Annotated in this window: 19 protein-coding genes; 2 read left to right on the plus strand and 17 right to left on the minus strand. The window is 62.7% G+C overall.

The genetic code is table 11. From position 1 onward, the window contains the following. Positions 1-127: 127 nt before the first annotated feature. The 10 genes from NKH97_RS25815 to flhA form a co-directional block, all read right to left on the minus strand. Positions 128-643 carry a hypothetical protein gene (locus tag NKH97_RS25815; protein WP_023810033.1) on the minus strand — a complete coding sequence of 172 codons (516 nt, stop codon included), beginning with the start codon at positions 641-643 and terminating at the stop codon, positions 128-130. A gap of 97 nt (positions 644-740) precedes the next feature. Beyond that, the gene (locus tag NKH97_RS25820) at positions 741-1,166 is read right to left on the minus strand and encodes a hypothetical protein (RefSeq protein WP_127290460.1); all 426 of its coding nucleotides are present in this window, start codon (positions 1,164-1,166) and stop codon (positions 741-743) included. A 12-nt stretch (positions 1,167-1,178) separates the two neighbouring features. Beyond that, positions 1,179-1,790 (minus strand): rod-binding protein, encoded by a 612-nt coding sequence (locus NKH97_RS25825; RefSeq protein WP_352441887.1) that lies wholly within the window; start codon positions 1,788-1,790, stop codon positions 1,179-1,181. A gap of 129 nt (positions 1,791-1,919) precedes the next feature. Further along, a complete protein-coding gene (locus NKH97_RS25830) occupies positions 1,920-2,813 on the minus strand; it encodes a carbohydrate ABC transporter permease (protein WP_023810030.1) in 894 nt (297 codons plus the stop codon). A gap of 1 nt (position 2,814) precedes the next feature. Beyond that, the gene (locus tag NKH97_RS25835) at positions 2,815-3,666 is read right to left on the minus strand and encodes a carbohydrate ABC transporter permease (RefSeq protein WP_372337954.1); all 852 of its coding nucleotides are present in this window, start codon (positions 3,664-3,666) and stop codon (positions 2,815-2,817) included. Positions 3,667-3,859: 193 nt separating this feature from the next. After that, positions 3,860-5,185: an ABC transporter substrate-binding protein gene (locus NKH97_RS25840; protein WP_352677083.1), complete on the minus strand. Its 1,326-nt coding sequence runs from the start codon at positions 5,183-5,185 to the stop codon at positions 3,860-3,862. A gap of 37 nt (positions 5,186-5,222) precedes the next feature. Further along, positions 5,223-6,308, minus strand: a complete 1,086-nt coding sequence (locus NKH97_RS25845) for an ABC transporter ATP-binding protein (RefSeq protein ID WP_352722611.1) — start codon at positions 6,306-6,308, stop codon at positions 5,223-5,225. A 179-nt stretch (positions 6,309-6,487) separates the two neighbouring features. Further along, positions 6,488-6,871 carry a hypothetical protein gene (locus NKH97_RS25850; RefSeq protein WP_352722610.1) on the minus strand — a complete coding sequence of 128 codons (384 nt, stop codon included), beginning with the start codon at positions 6,869-6,871 and terminating at the stop codon, positions 6,488-6,490. A gap of 2 nt (positions 6,872-6,873) precedes the next feature. Next, entirely contained in the window at positions 6,874-7,626 is a 753-nt protein-coding gene (gene fliR / locus NKH97_RS25855; RefSeq protein ID WP_352799063.1) for a flagellar biosynthetic protein FliR, read from the minus strand. Beyond that, complete coding sequence (gene flhA / locus NKH97_RS25860; protein ID WP_127326668.1) at positions 7,623-9,710, minus strand: flagellar biosynthesis protein FlhA; 2,088 nt, start codon at positions 9,708-9,710, stop codon at positions 7,623-7,625. Before flhA ends, fliR begins: the two co-directional genes overlap by 4 nt. Before the next feature lie 123 nt (positions 9,711-9,833). Here flhA and NKH97_RS25865 point away from each other — a divergent pair, with 123 nt between their 5' ends. Then, entirely contained in the window at positions 9,834-10,133 is a 300-nt protein-coding gene (locus NKH97_RS25865; protein ID WP_352794855.1) for a putative quinol monooxygenase, read from the plus strand. 127 nt (positions 10,134-10,260) lie between these two features. Further along, positions 10,261-12,042, plus strand: a complete 1,782-nt coding sequence (locus tag NKH97_RS25870) for a chloride channel protein (RefSeq protein WP_352441893.1) — start codon at positions 10,261-10,263, stop codon at positions 12,040-12,042. Positions 12,043-12,091: 49 nt separating this feature from the next. Here the strand turns inward: NKH97_RS25870 and NKH97_RS25875 are convergent, their stop codons facing one another. From NKH97_RS25875 to flgK, 7 genes are all read right to left on the minus strand, one after another. Beyond that, on the minus strand, positions 12,092-13,735 hold the full coding sequence (locus tag NKH97_RS25875; protein WP_023810021.1) for an MFS transporter: 1,644 nt from the start codon (positions 13,733-13,735) through the stop codon (positions 12,092-12,094). A gap of 229 nt (positions 13,736-13,964) precedes the next feature. Next, complete coding sequence (gene fliQ, locus NKH97_RS25880) at positions 13,965-14,231, minus strand: flagellar biosynthesis protein FliQ (RefSeq protein WP_013529773.1); 267 nt, start codon at positions 14,229-14,231, stop codon at positions 13,965-13,967. Positions 14,232-14,255: 24 nt separating this feature from the next. Then, complete coding sequence (gene flgD / locus NKH97_RS25885) at positions 14,256-14,663, minus strand: flagellar hook assembly protein FlgD (RefSeq protein ID WP_013529774.1); 408 nt, start codon at positions 14,661-14,663, stop codon at positions 14,256-14,258. Continuing rightward, a complete protein-coding gene (flbT, locus tag NKH97_RS25890; protein ID WP_023810019.1) occupies positions 14,663-15,106 on the minus strand; it encodes a flagellar biosynthesis repressor FlbT in 444 nt (147 codons plus the stop codon). The genes flgD and flbT overlap by 1 nt, the downstream gene beginning before the upstream one ends. Then, a complete protein-coding gene (gene flaF, locus NKH97_RS25895; RefSeq protein WP_023810018.1) occupies positions 15,103-15,450 on the minus strand; it encodes a flagellar biosynthesis regulator FlaF in 348 nt (115 codons plus the stop codon). The genes flbT and flaF overlap by 4 nt, the downstream gene beginning before the upstream one ends. A gap of 31 nt (positions 15,451-15,481) precedes the next feature. Then, positions 15,482-16,525, minus strand: a complete 1,044-nt coding sequence (locus NKH97_RS25900) for a flagellar hook-associated family protein (protein ID WP_023810017.1) — start codon at positions 16,523-16,525, stop codon at positions 15,482-15,484. Between the two features lie 4 nt (positions 16,526-16,529). Continuing rightward, positions 16,530-17,984 carry a flagellar hook-associated protein FlgK gene (flgK, locus tag NKH97_RS25905; protein WP_352799064.1) on the minus strand — a complete coding sequence of 485 codons (1,455 nt, stop codon included), beginning with the start codon at positions 17,982-17,984 and terminating at the stop codon, positions 16,530-16,532. Positions 17,985-18,004: the final 20 nt, after the last annotated feature.

The following is an 18,004-nucleotide window of genomic DNA, read 5'->3' on the forward strand; positions in this document are numbered from 1 at the left end:
TTCGCGATCACGGTCGCTGCCGCATATAGCTTTGGGTTGACGTTTACGTCAACGCGGATTCGGGTGGCTGGTTCCTGCCCTTGCGGCAGGCGAGGCTCGATGTGACCGGGCCTGTGAGCAGGGCAACTCAGTGTTCCTTGAACGCCTTGGTCATTTCGGTCGCCGTTTCGCTTTTCTTGCGGCGCAGCCAGTTGTCGCGGATTTCGTCCTTCGACAGGAAATTGACCTGGTCGATCAGAACTTCATGCACCAAAGGCGCGCCGACACGCGCGTTGACGGTATCGCGGATTGCGGCGCGGAAGGCATCGAGATCGATGGTCGCCTTGTTGGTGAAGTCGATCTGCGGATTGGAATAGAGGTAGGAATAGACCTGGTCGGTGATCAGCGCTTCGGCCGGAATGGACAGCTTCTTTATCTGCTCGGGTTCGACGGTGTAGACGAGCTTGGTCAGGAAATAGCCGCCGATCTCAGAATCGCGGATCAGCGGCACCGAAATGATGTCGGTCTTGACGTAGTCGAGACCGCCCAGCATCGGCTTCGGCGTTTCGCCGACACCGCGCTCGCCGGCCGCCTGAAACGAATAGAACACGGCGCCGAGGGTTGCGGCGCAAATCCAGACGGCGATGGCGATGACCTTGATCATCGACTCTTGTCAGTCCCTTGATCAGTCCCTTGCGAAGGCGACGCGGCACTGCGCCGTTGCTTCGGCAGGATCTCCGAAGTGTCGCTCGTGTTCGGCATCATGCCTTCATCCAGCCGAACTCGCCGGCGGAGTAGGTGCCGTCGGTCTCGGCGCGCTGGATGGCATGCCGCAGCAGGCTGGCGACTTCGTTGACCGCGCTGAGATGCGCGAGGATCGCCGCTTCGTTCTTCGCCAGCTTCTGGCGCAGCCGGGTCAGGCCCTCGCGGTGCTGTTCGAGGAATTCGGCTTCGCTGCCGCCCTTCATGGCGCGGGTCAACTCGTAGAGGTAGCGGCTCTTGCGGGCGTTCGATGCCTTGAGATCATAGTTGGTCGCGTTGCGGATGCCGGCGGTCTCTTCCTCGACCACTTCCTCGATGCGACCGATGATGGCGGCGAGGTTGCCAGGCCGCGCGAACGGGATCGGCGCTTCCGACGCGGTCGTGCGTGCTGGCAGGTTGGAGGTGGATTCCGAAAAGTCGGCCATGGCGTTTCCCGTTTAGATCTTGATATTTGTTTTTATGGTCGTCTCGTCACCGGTCATCGACCCCGCAGCCTTGCGCTGCAATTGGTGGACCAGCGAGGTCGACAGGCTGTTTTGCTGGTCGATCTCGGTCTTTTCCAACCCGCCCGAAACCGGACCGACCGGAACCACGCGCTTGCCTTCGAGATAGTGGTCGGCAAGCATCGACTTGGCGATGCCGATGCCACCGCGTTCGGCCATCACGTCCGCGACCCGCTCGGCAAGCTGCGATTTCCACATGTCGCCGGCCAGGCCCTTGCCGTAGACGCCCTCGGTATCCTTTGGCAGCATGTTCTGGATGAAGGTCTGCAGCACCATCGCCTCGAACTTCTTGAATTTGTTGGCCGGGTCGGTTGCAGCGGCGGCCTTGTCGGCGGTGGCGCGCGACAGGATCGAGCCGGCATCGACCGAAGCGGCGGTGTCGAGTGAAAACGTGCCCGCAGCGCCGCCGGCCCGCTTTGCCAGCGCGGCGCGGGCGGTCTCGATATCCGCCGGGTCGACGGCTCGGGCCACATCCATAACGATGTCGCTGGGTGGAGAAATCGCCAAGAAAGTCCGCCTTTTACCGGTTTTCCTTAGCCAGACCATGCCTCAACAAGCTTGTGGCAGGCTTGCGGGAAGGAGAGGGAGCGGAAGTGCGGGGATCGGATCGAAGCTGCCGGCTTGGCGCCATGCGTTGTCGGGCAGTTTTTTCCATCGTCGATTTCCGCCTCAGCTTCACTCCTTGACCGCGCCCGTCATCGAGGAGACGTAGTGCTCGACAAAGAATGAATAGAGCACCACCACCGGCAGGGAGCCGATCAGCGCGCCTGCCATCAGGGCTCCCCATTCATAGACGTCCGAACGTACGAGCTCGGTAAGCACGCCGACCGGCACGGTCTTGTTTTCGGACGACTGGATAAAAGTCAAAGCGTAGATGAATTCGTTCCATGACAGGGTGAAAGCGAAGATGCCGGCGGAAATCAGGCCAGGCACCGACAGCGGCAGAACTATCTTGGTCAGGATTTGCCAGCGGCTGGCGCCGTCGATCAGCGCGCATTCTTCCAGTTCGAAAGGGATCGAGCGGAAGTAGCCCATCAAGAGCCACGTGCAGAATGGAATGAGGAACGTCGGATAGGTGAGGATCAGCGCGAACGGCGTATCGTAAAGGCCGAGGTTGAAAACCATCACCGACAGGGGAATGAACAGAATCGAGGGCGGCACGAGATAGGCCAGGAAGATCGCCAAGCCGACCTGCCGCGCCCCGGAAAACCTCAAGCGTTCGATCGCATAGGCAGCGAAAACCGCCGCCAGCAGCGACAGGAAAGTTGCGGCGGTCGAGATGATGATCGTGTTGAGAAGCCAGCCCGGATAGGATGTGTCGAAGAGCAGATACCGAATATGCTCGAGTGTCGGATGGACGACCCAGAACGGATTGAAATTGGCATAATCCGTCATCTCGAGATTGGGTTTCACCGCCGTGATCGTCATCCAGTAGAACGGGAACAGCAGCACGATGACGAAGATCAGGAGCGGCAGATAAACGGTCACCACGCGCCGGGGCAGGCTCTGGAGATAGCCCATGCCGCCTTCATCCGTGTTCGGACGATTGTTCGTTTCGATCGCGGCCATGTCAGTCTCCACCGCCCTGCTGCCATTTACGACGTTGCAAGCCGAAATAGCTGAAAAGGATCGCCGCTAGCAGGAATGGGATCATCGCCACCGCGATTGCGGCTCCCTCGCCAAGCTGGCCGCCGGAAATGCCGCGCTGGAACGAGAGCGTCGCCATCAGATGGGTGGCATTCACCGGCCCGCCGCGAGTCAGCACATAGATCAGCTGGAAATCGGTGAAGGTGAACAGGACCGAAAAGGTCATGGTGATGGCGATGATCGGCGTCAGCAGCGGCAGCGTCACATAGCGGAACAACTGCCAACGGCTGGCGCCGTCGAGCGTCGCGGCCTCGTAAAGCGATTGGGGAATCGTCTGCAGGCCGGCCAGCAGCGTGATGGCCACGAAAGGAATGCCGCGCCAGACATTGGCAGCGATCACCGAGGCGCGTGCGTTCTCCGGATCGCCAAGGAAATTGATGCGGTGATCGATCAGTCCCATTTCCATAAGCGCCCACGACAGGATGGAGAACTGCGAATCGTAGATCCACCAGAAGGCGATGGCCGAGAGCACCGTCGGCACCACCCACGGCAGCAGGACAATCGCGCGGAAGAACGATTTGAAGGGAAGGTTCTGGTTGAGGAGGAGCGCTAGCCAGAGGCCGAGCGCGAATTTCAGGATCGAAGCGCTGATCGTATAGAGCAAGGTGTTGAAGACGGAGAGCCAGAAGACGGCGTCGCTCCACAGATATTCATAGTTTTCGATGCCGATGAAGATGCCGGGGCGGCCGATGCGGGCATCGGTGAAGCCGAGCCAGACGCCGAGCCCCAGCGGATAGGTCAGGAAGACAAGCAGCAGTGCAGCCGCCGGAAGCATGAAGCCGAAGCCAAGTGCGTTCCGGCTTTCGCTCCAGCGCGACAGAATCCGTGAGAAGATCGAAGGTCGCGGCTGGATGGCAGCTGACGGCACGGCCATGGGTTGGCTCCTGCTGAGGTCTCATTGATAGGCCGGATCGGCCGCGACGCAATCCGAAGCCAGCCGGGCAGCCGCGCTGCCCGGCTGAGCCGGCTCAAACGCGATAATAGCGATTTGCCCGCTTCTCGGCCTCTTCCATTGCCTCTTGCGGCGTCGCCTGGCCGGTCACCGCTTTGGCGAACATGTCGACCAGCACGTAGTCGGCCATGGTTGCCGCCGAGGCATAGCCGAGCGGCCCGGCATAGCCGTTAGGCCGCAGAGTAGCCGAAGCCTTGGCGTAAGCGGCGTTGTTGGGATCGGCGGTCCATACGGGGTTGTTGTCGAATGCCTTCAGTGTCTGGCAGCAATATCCGGCCGAGGAGGTGATCCAGTCCTTCATTTGCGGTTCCTCGAACATGAACTGCAAATACGCCTTAGCCGCGTTGGGGTAGGGCGTGTAATTGAAGATGACAGCCGTGGTCACCTGGAACAATTCGACGGATTTGCCGACAGGACCGATGGGCAGGTTGGTCGTGCGTATGTCCTTGGCGATTTCAGCCAGCTTTGGATCTTTGTCCTTGTTGATCTTGGCCGTGTTGTAGGCGGAAATTCCATTGGCGATCACCCCCAGTTCGCCGGCCAGGAAGGCGCGGTTGTTGTTGACGTCGAGCCAGCTTTCGGTGCCTGGAATGAAGGTCTTGTAGAGCTCCTGCGCGTATTCGATCGCCTTGAGGGTCTCGGGGCTGTTGATCGTTACCTTGCCACTCTCGTCGACCATCTGGCCGCCATGGCTCCACAGCAGCCAATGAGCATAGTTGTTGCCGTCGCCGACGCCATGGCCATGCGTGAAGCCGGCCGGATGTCCCTTCGCTTGCAAGGCCTTGCAAAGTTCCAGGAAGCCTTTCGTATCCTTGGGAAACTCCGAAAAGCCGGCCTCTTTCACCCAGCTTTCCCGATAGACGATGGCATTGCCGATCGTGGCCAGGGGCAGGCCGACGAACTTCCCGGCGCGTGTCGCATATTGCTTAGGTCCCTCGTGCCAGCCACCGTATTTCGCGCCTAGATACTCACCCAGTTCGCTCACGTCGTGCAGCTTGTCGGGATATTGGTGCGGGTCATCGAACCAGACGAACATCAGGTCGGGGCCGGACCCGACATTGGCGGCGACCGCCGCCTTGGGACGAATGTCCTCCCAGCTTTCCTTGTCGACGCGAACCTCGACACCGGTCGCTTCGATGAAGCGCTTGGTGTTGGCCAGCCATTGGTCCTCGTCGCCCTGGACGAAAGGCGACCAGCGCAGCAGTCTAAGCTTGGCGCCATCCTCGGGTTTGTATTTCAGTCCGTCCTGGGCAAGGGCCGGAGAGCTGATGAACCGACTTCCCAAGGCACCCGCCGCCGCGCCGGCGGTGGTGCGGATCACGTCGCGTCTGGTGAACTTCATGCTCGTTTCCTCCTGTTTGTTGTCCTTGCCTATGGTCCTACTGATCGGTACGTGTTTGGAATCTCTGTCCGGTTTCTGCGTGAAAGAGATGAATGAGGCTGGGCTCGGCCGTAAGCCGGATGGTTTCGCCCGGCGTGAAGGAATGTCGTTCCCGGAAATTCGCGACGATCTCTTCGCCGCCGGCTGTCCTGCCGATGAGCTGCACTTCGGACCCGGTTGGTTCAACCACCGCGACGGTGACCGGAATGCCCTGCTCGTCGGACAGCCGCAAATGCTCGGGCCTTATTCCCAGCACCACAGGCTCGCCGTTGCGGATGGAAAGTGCCGAGGCCAACGGCACTGAAATCCCCCCGGCGCCGCGGAACGAGGGTGAGCCGTCGGAAGCGATCTCGCCCCTCAGCAAATTCATGGCCGGCGAGCCGATAAAGCTGGCGACAAAAAGATTGTTCGGCCGGTCATAAAGTTCCAGCGGCGGCCCTATCTGCTCGACGATGCCGTCATGCATGACCACGATCTTGTCAGCCATAGTCATGGCTTCGATCTGATCGTGAGTGACGTAGACTGTCGTGGTCTTGAGGCGCTGGTGCAGTTCCTTGATCTCGGCGCGCATCTGCACCCTGAGTTTGGCGTCGAGATTGGACAGCGGTTCGTCGAAGAGAAACACCGCCGGATCACGCACGATCGCGCGGCCCATTGCGACGCGCTGGCGCTGGCCGCCGGAAAGCTGCCGAGGATAGCGCGCCAGCAACGGCACCAGCCCAAGGATTTCGGCTGCGCGGCGCACGCCGGCATCGCTCTCCGGCTTGGAAACTCCTTTGAGCATCAGCGAGAACGCCATGTTCTCGGCGACGGTCATGTGTGGATAGAGCGCATAGTTCTGGAAGACCATGGCGACGTCGCGCTCCTTGGGCGCAACGTTGTTGACGACACGTTCGCCAATCGCGATCTGGCCGCGTGAAATCTTTTCCAGGCCGGCGATCATTCTGAGAAGGGTTGATTTTCCGCAGCCCGACGGTCCGACCAGAGTGACGAACTCGCCGTCCTCGATGTTCACGCTGACCCCGTGCAGGATCTCGACAGCGCCGAATGATTTATAGACTTCGCCAATTGCGACAGACGCCATCGGTCCTCCCAACAATTCCTGCGACGTCGTCGAAGGAACAAACGCTTCCGCCAGCGACAGCCCTGGCTCCTCCCAGGCTCACGCTAGGCCAAACGGTAGCGCTACCAAACCGGGCTGTAAAGCGTTTACGGGAAGGCCGAACCTTGGAGGGTCCGCTTCGCGCCACACAATCCTCCCAGCTACTCCTCGCCCTGCTTCTGCGCGATGATATCGAGCCGCTCGCGGTCGGAGCGTTCGCGTTCGTCGCGGTTGCGTACGTCCTTGTAGGCGCGCTCGACCATGTTGGTGCGGGCGGTCGCCGCGGCGATGAGGTTGGCTTCCTGCCTGGCGCTCGCCAGGTTCGCCTCCTGGCGCACCACCGCCTGGGCAATGCGGCGATGGTAGAGATCGGGAAACAGGGCGGAGAGCGAATCGGCCTGGTCGAAATGGCCGACCAGTTCCTTGGCCTCGGCCTCGGCGGTACTGGCCGCCGCAAGGAAGGTGGCGTGGCGGGTTTCGTGCAGCGCCTTCAGCTGTTCCTGCACCTTGACCAGCTTCTTGAGGCGGTCCTTGCGCGTGCTCATTTCTACCTCGCCAATGTCAGGTCGACGAAGCCGTCGACGAACAGCGACAGCATGGTGCCGACGGCGAAATAGAAGATGATCATGCCGCCGGCGATGATGAAGGGCTGGGAGATGAAATAGATGGGGATCTGCGGGGTCAGCTTGTTGACGAAGCCGATCGTCAGATTGACGAGAATGGCATAGGCGACGAACGGGCTGCCGAGGCGGATGACCAGGAAGAAGGTGTCCGACACCGTGTCGGTGACATCGACAAGGGCTGCCTGCGGGTTGAAGAAGATGTTGACCGGCGCGACCGTGTAGGAGGAAACCAGCGCGCGTATTATTTCGTGGTCGAAATCGAAGACGAACAGCATCAAAAGCGCCGAGAACGAGATGATGGCGGCAAGGGCTGCCTGGGGTTCGGGCTCCTCGATCGCCGGTCCGCCGCTGCCGCCATAGCCCACCAGCATGGCGATGGCCGAGCCCATGAAGCGCAGGGCTTCCATGTAGAGCCTGGTCATGGCGCCGATCAGGCCGCCGACCAGAAGTTCCGAGATGATCATCGGCACCAGGATCTGGGGGCGCGGGTCGACGAAAGGAAAGATCTTGTCCCACAGGAAGGCGAGCAGGCCGCCGGTGGCGGCGACCGCCACGAACAGCCTGACCTGGAGCGGGACGCGGGCGCTGGAGAGGCCCGGCATCAGCATGAAACAGGCGCCGATGCGGCAGAAAGCCAGGAATGCCGCGATGACGACGCCTTGCGACAGCACGCTCACGATATGGTTCCGAGCACCTTGATCTCGACGCCCTTGGCGATTTCAACATGGCTGAGCACCGGCAGCGTGGTGAACAGGCGCTCGATGATCATGCGCACATAGGGGCGGGCGTCGGGCGCGGTGACGAGGACGAAACGCTCGCCGGCTTCCAGATATTTCTTGATCGCCTTGGTCGCGTCCTGGCCGAACTCCTCGAGCTGGCGCGGGTCGATGTCGAATTCGCGCACCTCGCCCTTGGCGTCGCGCTTGAGGCTCTGGTGGAAGGCGAGGTCCCAGCGGTTGCCGAGGCGCAGCACCTTCAGCACGCCGCCCTCGGACAGGTCGCCGCAGATCTGCTGGGCCATGCGGATGCGGACATGCTCGACGATCTGCTCGGTGCGGCGCACATGCGGCGCGATCTCGGCGATCGCCTCGATGATCAGGTGCAGATTGCGGATCGAGACGCGTTCGGCCAGCAGCAGCTTCAGCACCGCCTGCAGGCCGGGATAGGAGATGTGCGTGGTGCAGATCTCGTCGGCGAGCTTGCGGTACTCCTGGTCCTGGCGTTCGAGCAGCGCCTTCATGTCCTTGTAGGACAGAAGCTGCGGCAGGTTGTTGCGGATGACCTCGGAGAGATGGGTGAGCAGCACCGACATGTTGTCGGCGAAGGTGTAGTTCTCGCGCTTCAGATCCTCGGCGAAGGCTTCGACCACGGAATAGGCGCGCATGCCGAAGGCCGGCTCGCGGATTTCCTCGCCCGGTATCTCGGGTATGTCGCGGTTGCCGAGCAGCACCATGATCTCGCCGACGCGCATCTGATACTCGGCCACCACGGTGCCGTGCACCTTGATCTGGTAGCTCTTCGGCGGGATGGCGAAATCGTCGGCGACGCGCACCTCCGGCACCACGAAGCCATATTGGGTGGCGAATTTCTTGCGCATCTTGCCCATGCGGAAAACCAGTTCCTGATGCGACGTCAGCAGCCTTGTCGACAGCTGCTTGCCTATCAAAAGCTCGATCTCGGCGGTGGCGAGCGAGGCCTTGACCGAGTTCTTCTCCTCCTCGACCTTAGTCGCCTTTTCCTGGTCCTTGATCGCCTCGGCTTCGGCGACGGCGCGGTTGGCGCGCATCGGGATGACGTAGCCGAGGCCGGCCATGCCGGCGGCCAGCGCAAAGAACGGGAACAGCGGCAGGCCGGGCATCAGGCCGAGCAGCACCAGCAGCGATGCCGCGACATAGAGGGCGCGCGGGTGGGCGCCGAGCTGGCCGAACACCGCCTGGTTGGTCGAGCCGCGCGTGCCGCCCTTGGAGACGAGCAGGCCGGCGGCGAGCGACACGATCAGGGCCGGGATCTGGGTGACGAGGCCGTCGCCGACCGACAGCTTGATGAACACGTCGGCGGCTTCGCCCATGCCCATACCGTGCCTGATGTAGCCGATGGCGATGCCGCCGACGATGTTGATGGCGGTGATGATGAGGCCGGCGATGGCATCGCCGCGCACGAACTTCGAGGCGCCGTCCATCGAGCCGAAGAAAGAAGATTCTTCTTCCAGTTCACGGCGGCGCAGCTGCGCTGTCTTGTCGTCGATCATGCCGGCCGACAGGTCGGCGTCGATCGACATCTGCTTGCCTGGGATGGCGTCGAGGGTGAAGCGGGCGCCGACTTCGGCGATACGGGTGGCGCCCTTGGTGATGACTATGAAGTTCACCACGATCAGGATCATGAAGACGATCAGGCCGATGACGAAGTCGCTGGCCATCACCAGCTTGGAGAAGCCGGCGATGACATAGCCGGCGGCATGCGTGCCCTCATTGCCATGCGACAGGATCATGCGCGTGGTGGCGATGTTGAGCGACAGCCGCAGCATGGTGGCGATGAGCAGCACGGTCGGGAACGACGAGAAATCGAGCGGCCGCTGGATCCACAGCGCCACCATCAGGATCAGCACCGAAAGCGCGATCGAGAAGGCGAGGCCGATGTCGATGAGAAAGGCCGGAATCGGCAGAAACAGGACGGCCAGGATGATGACGATGCCGATGGCGAAGAAGACGTCGCGGCCGTTCTTGGCCACCGCGCCGGGCTGAATGCTTTCGCTGATCGCCATATCGTCCTCAAACCCCGTAGACTGCCGAGCGCACGACAGCCCTGTGAGGGTAGTCCGCCAAGCTTGCGCGAGGGTGGGAGACTGGCTACTGCGCCTTGGTCCGCGTCTTCGAAAGGAAATCGCATGCTGCTGATCATTGGCACAATCCGCCTGCCGCCCGATAAGCTTGAGGAGGCAAAGCCTGCCATGCAGCGCATGGTTTCCGGCAGCCGCGCGGAACCCGGCTGCCTCGAATATTGTTACGCGCAGGATGTTTTCGATGCCGGGCTCATCCGGGTCACGGAAGTCTGGAGCGACAGGGCGGCGCTCGACGCGCATTTCGCCTCGCCGCACATTGCGGACTGGCGTGCGAGCTGGCCGGCGCTTGGCATAGGCGAGCGCAACCTCGTGCTCTATGAAGCCGGCGAGCCCATGCCGACCTGAACGGTCCATCGGCCGATCGATATCGCGCCCGCTGTGTGATGTCTGTCGGCATTGTGGTTGCCATGCCGTGCCGCCGGGCGTATCAGGCTGGCTTTCCACTGCCTTTCGATATCGGCGAGCCGCCCGGGTGCTTTCCAGAAACCACAGCGAAGTCTACGCCCGCCGGTTGCGCGCGGTGCTGGTCAGGTCGTTGCCTCTGCTCGAGGCACGCGGCATCGTGGTGGTCATCCTCGCAGGTGTCGTAGGCGTGATGGCTGGCATATTGGTCACGGCGATGAGCCAGATCGTGCAGGACCTGCACGGGCTGCTGTTCGGCGTTCAGCCAGGCGGCCGGCTTTCCGGCATGTTCTCGCTCGCCAATCCGATGCAGGCGCTGATACCGGCGATCGGCGGCATGCTGCTGGGGCTGACGGTGGTCTGGCTCAGGATACGGAAATTCCGCACGCCGATCGACCCGATCGAAGCCAATGCGCTCTATGGCGGGCGCATGTCGCTGACCGACACCTTCATCATCGCCGGCCAGACGATGATCTCCAGCGGTTTTGGCGCCTCGGTCGGGCTGGAAGCCGGCTATACGCAGGTTGGCTCCGGGCTGGCATCGCGGCTGGCGGGCATCTTCAGGCTGCGCCGCAACGATGTCCGCATCCTGGTCGGCTGTGGTGCGGCCGGCGCCATCGCCGCCGCCTTCGATGCACCGCTGACCGGCGCCTTCTACGGCTTCGAATTGGTCATCGGCATCTACTCTGTCGCCAATGTCGCACCGGTCTTGACAGCCGCGATCTGCGCCTCGCTGACCGCCGAAATGTTCGGCGGCGTGCCGTTTCCGCTCGAGCTTTCGGGCCTGCCTGCGCTCACCGCCAGCCAGTATGTGCCGTTCCTGCTGCTCGGCCTGCTCGGCGGTGCCGCCTCGATCGCCATCATGCATCTGGTGACGTTGATCGAACGTGGTTTTGCCAGACTGTCGATCGATGCGGCGCTGCGCCCCGTCATCGGTGGCGTCATCGTCGGGCTGCTGGGTCTTATCACCCCGCAAGTGCTGTCAAGCGGCCATGGCGCGCTGCATCGCGAATTCTCGATGAATTACGGGCTGGCCGTGGTGGCCAGCGTCTTCGTGCTCAAGCTGACGGCGTCGGCGGTGTCGCTGGGGTCGGGTTTTCGCGGCGGATTGTTCTTCGCCTCGCTGTTCCTCGGCGCGCTGCTCGGCAAGGCATTCGCGGATGTGATGATTGTCGTCTCGCCGGCAACCGGCATCGACCCTGCCGTTGCCGCCGTCGTCGGCATGACGTCGCTCGCAGTCGGTGTCGTCGGCGGTCCGCTGACGATGACCTTCCTGGCGCTGGAATCGACCCGCGACCTGACGCTGACCGGCGTTGTGCTGGCCGCCTCGATCATGTCGGCGATCCTGGTGCGCGAAACCTTCGGTTACTCGTTCTCGACATGGCGCTTCCATCTGCGCGGCGAGACCATCCGCAGCGCCCACGATGTCGGCTGGATGCGCAGCCTCACAGTCGGTTCGATGATGCGCAAGGACATCAAGACCATCTATGCCTCGACGACGCTGGCAGCCTTCCGCAAGCAAGTGCCGCTCGGCTCTGCCCAGCGCGTCATCGCCGTCGACGCGGGCGACCACTATGTCGGCGTGCTTATCGTAGCCGAACTGCACAGCGATCCTTCCGGCGGCGAGGTCCCGGTGCGCGATCTTGCCAAATACAAGGACGCGGTGCTGGTGCCGAGCATGAACGTGCAGGCCGCCGCGGAAACATTCCAGCGGGCGGGCGCCGAAGAACTCGCTGTCGTCGAGGATTTCACCGACCACATCGTGCTGGGGCTGTTGACCGAAGGCCATTTGATGCGGCGCTATGCCGAGGAGCTCGACAAGGCGCGCCGGGACCTGTCGGGCGAGGGGTGACGGGAGGGCCAAGCGGGGTGCCTGCGACAGGGGGCGCGGTTGCGGAGCCCTAATGCTCGATCGGTCCCTTGGCCATCACCAGGGCCGTGCCGGCGGTGGTCGGGCGCTCGATCATGCGTCGCACCCGCGGCGGTTCGTCGCCGCTGTGCAGGGCCCGCACGCGTTCGCCGATGACAGCGTCGGCATGGGTGATGCGTCCATTGTGCCTGATATATTCGATCCAGGTCGGCGTGTGATAATGCTCGATCCATACGGTGGGATTCTCGAGATCGCGCGCCAGCGTCCAGTTGCGGGCGCCGTCACGACGGCGGATGCGGCCGCGTTCGGCCATGATGGCGAGGAACTCCGGTTCGTCCTCGTGCCGGATCACATACTCGATCATGATGGCGATGGGACCACTGCGCGGCTTCAGGTCAAGCGCAAGGTGCGGTTCCTTGAAGCGATTGAGCGGGTCGAGGTTGAGCACCTGCTGTTGCGGCAGCGGGAGCAAAAGACCGATGGCGCCGCCGGCCAGCATGGCGACGCTGGCTGCGATCAGCGCGGTTTCGGCGCCGTGCGCATCGGCGACGACACCCCAGATCCAGCTGCCGAGCGCGATGCCGCCGAAAGTCGCGGTCTGGTAGACCGACAGCACCCGGCCGACCACCCAGCGCGGCGTCGCCATCTGCACCGTGACGTTGAAATGCGAAAGCGCGATCACCCAGCAGGCGCCGCCGACAAGCAGGCCGAGCGACGTCTGCCAGGCATGCTGGCTGACGGCGGCATTGAATGCGCAGACAGCGAAGCCGGCAAAAGCACAGCGCACCATCGTCTCGCTGGACAGCAACTGCCGCAGCCTGACGCTGATCAAGGCGCCGCCGACCGCGCCGATGCCGAAGGCGCCGAGCATGATGCCATAGGTCAGCGCATCGCCCTTGACGACATCGCGCGCCACCAGGGGCAGCAACGCAAGCACAGCGCCTGCACTGAAGCCGAACGCAGCACCTCTGACCAGCACCTTGCCGATGTTAGGCGACATGGCGACATAGCGCAGGCCGGCGCCCATGGCGGCCCCCAGCGATTCGCGCGGCAAGGTCGATACCGGCACGTCCGGCTTCCAGCGCGCCAGCACGACGATCAGGCCGATATAGCTCACCGCATTCGCCGCGAAGGCGGCCGCCGCACCGGCCGCGGCGACGATGATGCCGCCGATCGCCGGACCGACGCTGCGCGTCAGGTTAAAGCCCATCGAATTGAGGGCGACGGCCGCCGGCACCTTGTTGCGGGGTACGATATCGCCGACGGAGGCTTGCCATGACGGGCTGTTGAGCGCGGTGCCGCTGTCGATCAGGAAGGTGAAGGCAAGCAGCGTCCATGGCGTGATCAGGCCGGAATAAGTGAACACGGTCAGGAGCACCGACACCACCAGCATGAAGGTCTGGGCGACCAGCATCACCTTGCGCCGGTCGAAACTGTCGGCGATGGCGCCGGCTACGAGTGCAAACAGCATGATCGGCAAGGTGGTCGAAGCCTGGACCAGGGCCACCTGATAGGGCGAGGTGGCGATCGTGGTCATCATCCAGGCGGCGCCGACACCCTGGATCAGGCCACCGAAATTCGAGACGAGACTTGCGCCCCATACGGCGCGGAAAATGCCGTGACGGAAGGGCGCCAGCGCCGAGACGCTCTCGCTGTCCGGCTTTTCGTCAATCATTTGGGGTTCCTGCCATGTCGTGCCTGCTCGTCAGACAATCCGTTTGCGCAGACCGTTTGCCGAAAGTAGGGCATGGCGCCGCAAAGGGCAAAAAAGCTCATGGTCCAACAATGGGATAGAGGCGGTCCAGGCCTTGTCCGCCGTGGGTCCGGAGGTGCCGCGGGGATCGGCGGCTCTGTCTTCAGACAATTGCGAACGGCATGCCGCGGCACACCATCCTGGAACAGGTTCAGAATCCGTTCTGGATGCGCTCGAAGATGACGTTGGTGAAGGCCGATATCTGGCTGCCGATGAAGGGGCCGGTCAGCGCCACCACCAGCATGATGGCGACGATTTTCGGCACAAAGGTCAAGGTGATCTCCTGCACCTGCGTCAGCGCCTGGATGAGGGCGATGCCGATGCCGACCACCATGGCGACCAGCACCACCGGAGCCGACGCGACGAGCACCGTCCACACCGCATACTGGACGATGTCGAGAGCGTCGGCCTCATTCATGGGACTGGCTCTCTGCCGAAAGCGTCAGCTTGCTGCCTTGACCGAAACTCCCGGACCGACCGCGACTTCGGTGCCGTTCTGCAGCACGGCGATGAGACCGTTGCTGGCGAGGCGCACCGAAGCCACGGTGCCCGTCGTCAGGCCGTCGGCGGAGGTTATCGAGCGCCCGATCAGTGCGTCGGCCTGCGACAGCGCCGAGGACTGCATGATCTGATTGAGCTTGGTGTTGGTCTGCACCGATTGCTCGACCTGAGAGAAGGTGGCGAGCTGGGCGACATATTGCGTCGAATCCATCGGCTTGGTTGGATCCTGGTTCTTCATCTCGGCGATCAGAAGCTTCAGGAACGACTGGTAGTCGACCGCTGTCTTCGAGGTCGACGCCGTGGCCTGATTGGCGCCGGTCGGAATCGTCGTCGTCATGTCCACGTTCATCAGTATCGTGCTCCCACAGCCAACGGGCGCTCGGCACCCGAAACATCGTCATTACCACCCAGCGCGCGGCGTTCGAGCGGATAAAGCGCGCGGATCGCCTTCAGCGCCTCGTAGATATGATCCTCGCCGACCATGCGGTCGATCTGTTTCAGCGCGCTGCAGATCTGGGTGTCCTCGAAGCTTGCCAGAAGCAGCGGCAGCGAACGGCGGAACATGTCGCGTGCGGCGGCGGCGCCGGCCGGGTTCATCAGCATGACCTGCAGGATGAAATAAAGCTGCTTGAGCGGCGTCGAGGCATCGTCGGCCTGAATCACGTGGCTTTCGAGCAGGAACTGGACGTCGTTCATCAATTCGACGGTGACCTTGCGGTCGACCCGGATGACGGCGCCGTTGATGTAGATCTTTTCGTTCGGCTTCAGCGATATCTTCAGCGTGTTGGTCATTGAATGCCGTCCCTGATGATCTGGGACACCTCGATCAACCCTTCGAAATTGTTGGTGCGGCCCTGACGGATGTCCTCCGCCTCGCGCAGCAGCCACAGGCCGATGGAAATGAGGTTGGCGCGCAGTTCCTTGGGCAGGGCGTTGTCGCTGGAGCCAAGATCCTCGACGAAGGCGGTCCAGACGCGGTTGGTGAAGTGAAGCGCCTCGATCGCCTCCATCGAATCGTGGCCGGCCGCTGCTGCCGCCGCCAGCATGTCGATCGAGCGGGTCAGAAGCTCCCGCTCGCGGTCCTTCGCGTCGGCAACGGAGTTGCTCTGGATGTCGGCGTAGGAGAATTGGTACATCGTTGGGGCTCTACCGTTCCGTTAAGCGTTGTCAGGTCAGGTAATTCAACAGGCTGAGCTGCTGCAGGCGTGCGGTCAACGCGAAAGACGTTTCGATGTGCTGTGTCAGGTCCGCGACCCGTGTCGCGGCTGCCGCCGGATCGACGGCTTCCAGATCGAGAATGTGCCGTTCGAAAAGGTCGACCTGCGTTTTCATCCGATCGTTGGCATCGGAAACCCGCTTCTGGACGATGCCGGTCTCGGATTGAAGCTGGCCAATGCCGCTCAGCGCTTCGCCAACCAATGTGGTCGAGCGGCTGACAACCGTATTCTTCGCCGCCTGGCTGATGTTGCTGGACATCAGGCTGCTGACCATGGCTGCCGCCATGGCGAGTTTCTGAATGCCATCGCTGTTGGCGCTGGTCGAAGTCGGTGTGGTTTCGTTGAGTGCGATGCGGCTGACGATCTGCTGGTCGGTGGCGTTCGACCAGTTGCCTTGCCAACCCGCGCCCGTGAACTGCGGCACGACATCATTGGTGATGAAATCGTCCATCTGGGCAGCCGTGATGTTGGCCGCTGCCGGGTCGTCCTGGGTGAAACCGAAATTGGTGAGGAAAGCGGTATCGAATGCAGCCTTGGCAGGAGAGCCGGCAGCGGTGAAATCGTTGATCGGCTTGACGTCTGTGTTGGTGCCGGCAAACAGATATTCACCATTAACGCTGGTGTTGAGGATCGAGGTCAGCTGCTGGATGGTCGCCTTGCCGGAGTCCCGGGTGAGGCTGTTGGACGAGTCGCTCGAGGAAGCGGTGGTCAGGGCGGACAGGAAGGTCTGCGCGGCGGTGGAGAGCTGACCAAGCGAGGTCTGCGTCGAGGAAAGCCGGGCGCCGACCAGGCCGTTGGAATCGATGATGACGTTGAGCCGGTCAAGATCGCGCTGGAAGGTGACGGCCTGGGTGGTGCGCCCACCGAGAGCCAGGCCGACGTCAGCGACCCGGCCCGTCGAGGATTCTTTGGTGGCTTTGACGAGTTCGGCCTGCATGCGCATCTGCTGGGAGCGCATGGCATTGGAGATTGCGGCCGAGGAGACTGAAGTCATGGAATTATCCCACCGCGTTGAGCAAGGCCGTCAACATGTCGTCGACGGTTTTCATCATCCGGGCTGATGCCTGGTAGGTGTGTTCGAGGTCGAGCAGCAGCGACATTTCCTGGTCGACATTGACCCCGGTCGCGTTGGACAGCGCCTCGGCGCTGCGCGATGCCAGTGCTTCCTTGGCGTCGGAGGCGGTCGAAGCCTGCTGGCGCACGCTCTCGAACCAACCGATCGAACTGGCGGCGTAGTCGGATACGCTGGAGGTTGCCGAAACGCCGGCGGCGGGGTCGAAAGTCATCGGCTGGTCGAGCCGGTCACCATAGGCAACCAGAAGGGTGGAATAGGACGCGCCGCCGCCCGTGTTGGCGACATAGGCAGCACCATTGGCGCCGCCGTCGCGCAGCAGCGTCGGGTTGCCGCCGGTGCTCGGGTCCATCGCTGCATTGACGCTGATGGACGCGGCAAGGCCGGTGACCAGCGTGCCGGCGGCCGGCACGGCCGGCGCTCCCGACCAGGTGAACAGGCCGGCGGCATTGGCCATCGAGGGTGCGGTCTCGGCAAAAGCGGTGATCAGGCCACGCGCGGTCTCATCGAGCTGGCTCTGCATGGTCGAGGCGACGCCGTCGCGCAATTGCAGCAGGCCGGCAAGCGTGCCGCTGGCGCTGGTGTTGCCGCCGGCTCCCGCCGAGATCGGCACGTTGTCGATGTAAACGGCATTGCCGGCGGCACCCGCGGTATAGCCTGCCGACGCCGCGAAGGTGACCGTGCGCGGTATCGTCTCGAACAAAGTCGTGCCGTCACCGGTGGTGATGACCATGTCATTGTCGCCTCGCGTGAAGGTCGACACCGGGACATAGTTCGAAATCTTCTTCAAAAGCGCGTCGCGCTGGTCGAGCGCATCGGAAACGTCGGTGCCGGAACGGGTTCCGGACATGACCGCCGTGTTGGCATCCTGGAATTGGCCGAGCAGCGAGTTCAGGTCATCGACGGCCGTGGCGATCTGGCCGTCGGTCTGGGTGCGGAAATCCTGGACTGCCTTGGAGCCCTCATTGAGCGAGCGCACGACCTGCTTGGCGGCGTCGATGACCGAGGCGCCGAGGTTCTGGTTCGACGGCGAGGTGGCGTAGAGCTGCAGCGCCTGCTGCAGGTTGGCGATCGCGGTCGAGGCCGAGGACGCATTGTCGACGCCATTGACCGCAACGCCCAGCTGATCCATGCCGCTGTAGAGCGCGTTCTGCCCGCTCCAGGCCGACAGCGCGCCGAGATTCTGGCGAAACAAAAGCTCGTTGGCTGCGCGCTGGATATCGACCGAACGCGCGCCCGGCGCCGTGCTGGTGACGACGGCCTGACGCCGTGAATAGTCCGGGTTGGAGGCGTCGGCCACGTTGCGCGAGACAACGCTGGTCTGTCGCGCGGTGTTCATAAGCGCCGACTGGGCGATACTCAATGCGGTAGACAGTGACATGCGGGTCTTTCGCGGGCGAC

It is taken from the genome of Mesorhizobium sp. M0870, assembly GCF_040319775.1.
Lineage (GTDB): Bacteria > Pseudomonadota > Alphaproteobacteria > Rhizobiales > Rhizobiaceae > Mesorhizobium.

What these genes read in the sequence shown, in the direction of transcription:
- flgK (WP_352799064.1), bottom strand. Translation starts at nt 17,984, where the DNA reads ATGTCACTGTCTACCGCATTGAGTATCGCCCAGTCGGCGCTTATGAAC.
- fliQ (WP_013529773.1), bottom strand. Translation starts at nt 14,231, where the DNA reads ATGAATGAGGCCGACGCTCTCGACATCGTCCAGTATGCGGTGTGGACG.
- NKH97_RS25875 (WP_023810021.1), bottom strand. Translation starts at nt 13,735, where the DNA reads ATGATTGACGAAAAGCCGGACAGCGAGAGCGTCTCGGCGCTGGCGCCC.
- NKH97_RS25840 (WP_352677083.1), bottom strand. Translation starts at nt 5,185, where the DNA reads ATGAAGTTCACCAGACGCGACGTGATCCGCACCACCGCCGGCGCGGCG.
- NKH97_RS25865 (WP_352794855.1), top strand. Translation starts at nt 9,834, where the DNA reads ATGCTGCTGATCATTGGCACAATCCGCCTGCCGCCCGATAAGCTTGAG.
- NKH97_RS25825 (WP_352441887.1), bottom strand. Translation starts at nt 1,790, where the DNA reads ATGGTCTGGCTAAGGAAAACCGGTAAAAGGCGGACTTTCTTGGCGATT.
- flaF (WP_023810018.1), bottom strand. Translation starts at nt 15,450, where the DNA reads ATGTACCAATTCTCCTACGCCGACATCCAGAGCAACTCCGTTGCCGAC.
- NKH97_RS25845 (WP_352722611.1), bottom strand. Translation starts at nt 6,308, where the DNA reads ATGGCGTCTGTCGCAATTGGCGAAGTCTATAAATCATTCGGCGCTGTC.
- NKH97_RS25820 (WP_127290460.1), bottom strand. Translation starts at nt 1,166, where the DNA reads ATGGCCGACTTTTCGGAATCCACCTCCAACCTGCCAGCACGCACGACC.
- flbT (WP_023810019.1), bottom strand. Translation starts at nt 15,106, where the DNA reads ATGACCAACACGCTGAAGATATCGCTGAAGCCGAACGAAAAGATCTAC.
- NKH97_RS25835 (WP_372337954.1), bottom strand. Translation starts at nt 3,666, where the DNA reads ATGCTTCCGGCGGCTGCACTGCTGCTTGTCTTCCTGACCTATCCGCTG.
- flgD (WP_013529774.1), bottom strand. Translation starts at nt 14,663, where the DNA reads ATGAACGTGGACATGACGACGACGATTCCGACCGGCGCCAATCAGGCC.
- NKH97_RS25850 (WP_352722610.1), bottom strand. Translation starts at nt 6,871, where the DNA reads ATGAGCACGCGCAAGGACCGCCTCAAGAAGCTGGTCAAGGTGCAGGAA.
- flhA (WP_127326668.1), bottom strand. Translation starts at nt 9,710, where the DNA reads ATGGCGATCAGCGAAAGCATTCAGCCCGGCGCGGTGGCCAAGAACGGC.
- NKH97_RS25900 (WP_023810017.1), bottom strand. Translation starts at nt 16,525, where the DNA reads ATGACTTCAGTCTCCTCGGCCGCAATCTCCAATGCCATGCGCTCCCAG.
- NKH97_RS25815 (WP_023810033.1), bottom strand. Translation starts at nt 643, where the DNA reads ATGATCAAGGTCATCGCCATCGCCGTCTGGATTTGCGCCGCAACCCTC.
- NKH97_RS25830 (WP_023810030.1), bottom strand. Translation starts at nt 2,813, where the DNA reads ATGGCCGCGATCGAAACGAACAATCGTCCGAACACGGATGAAGGCGGC.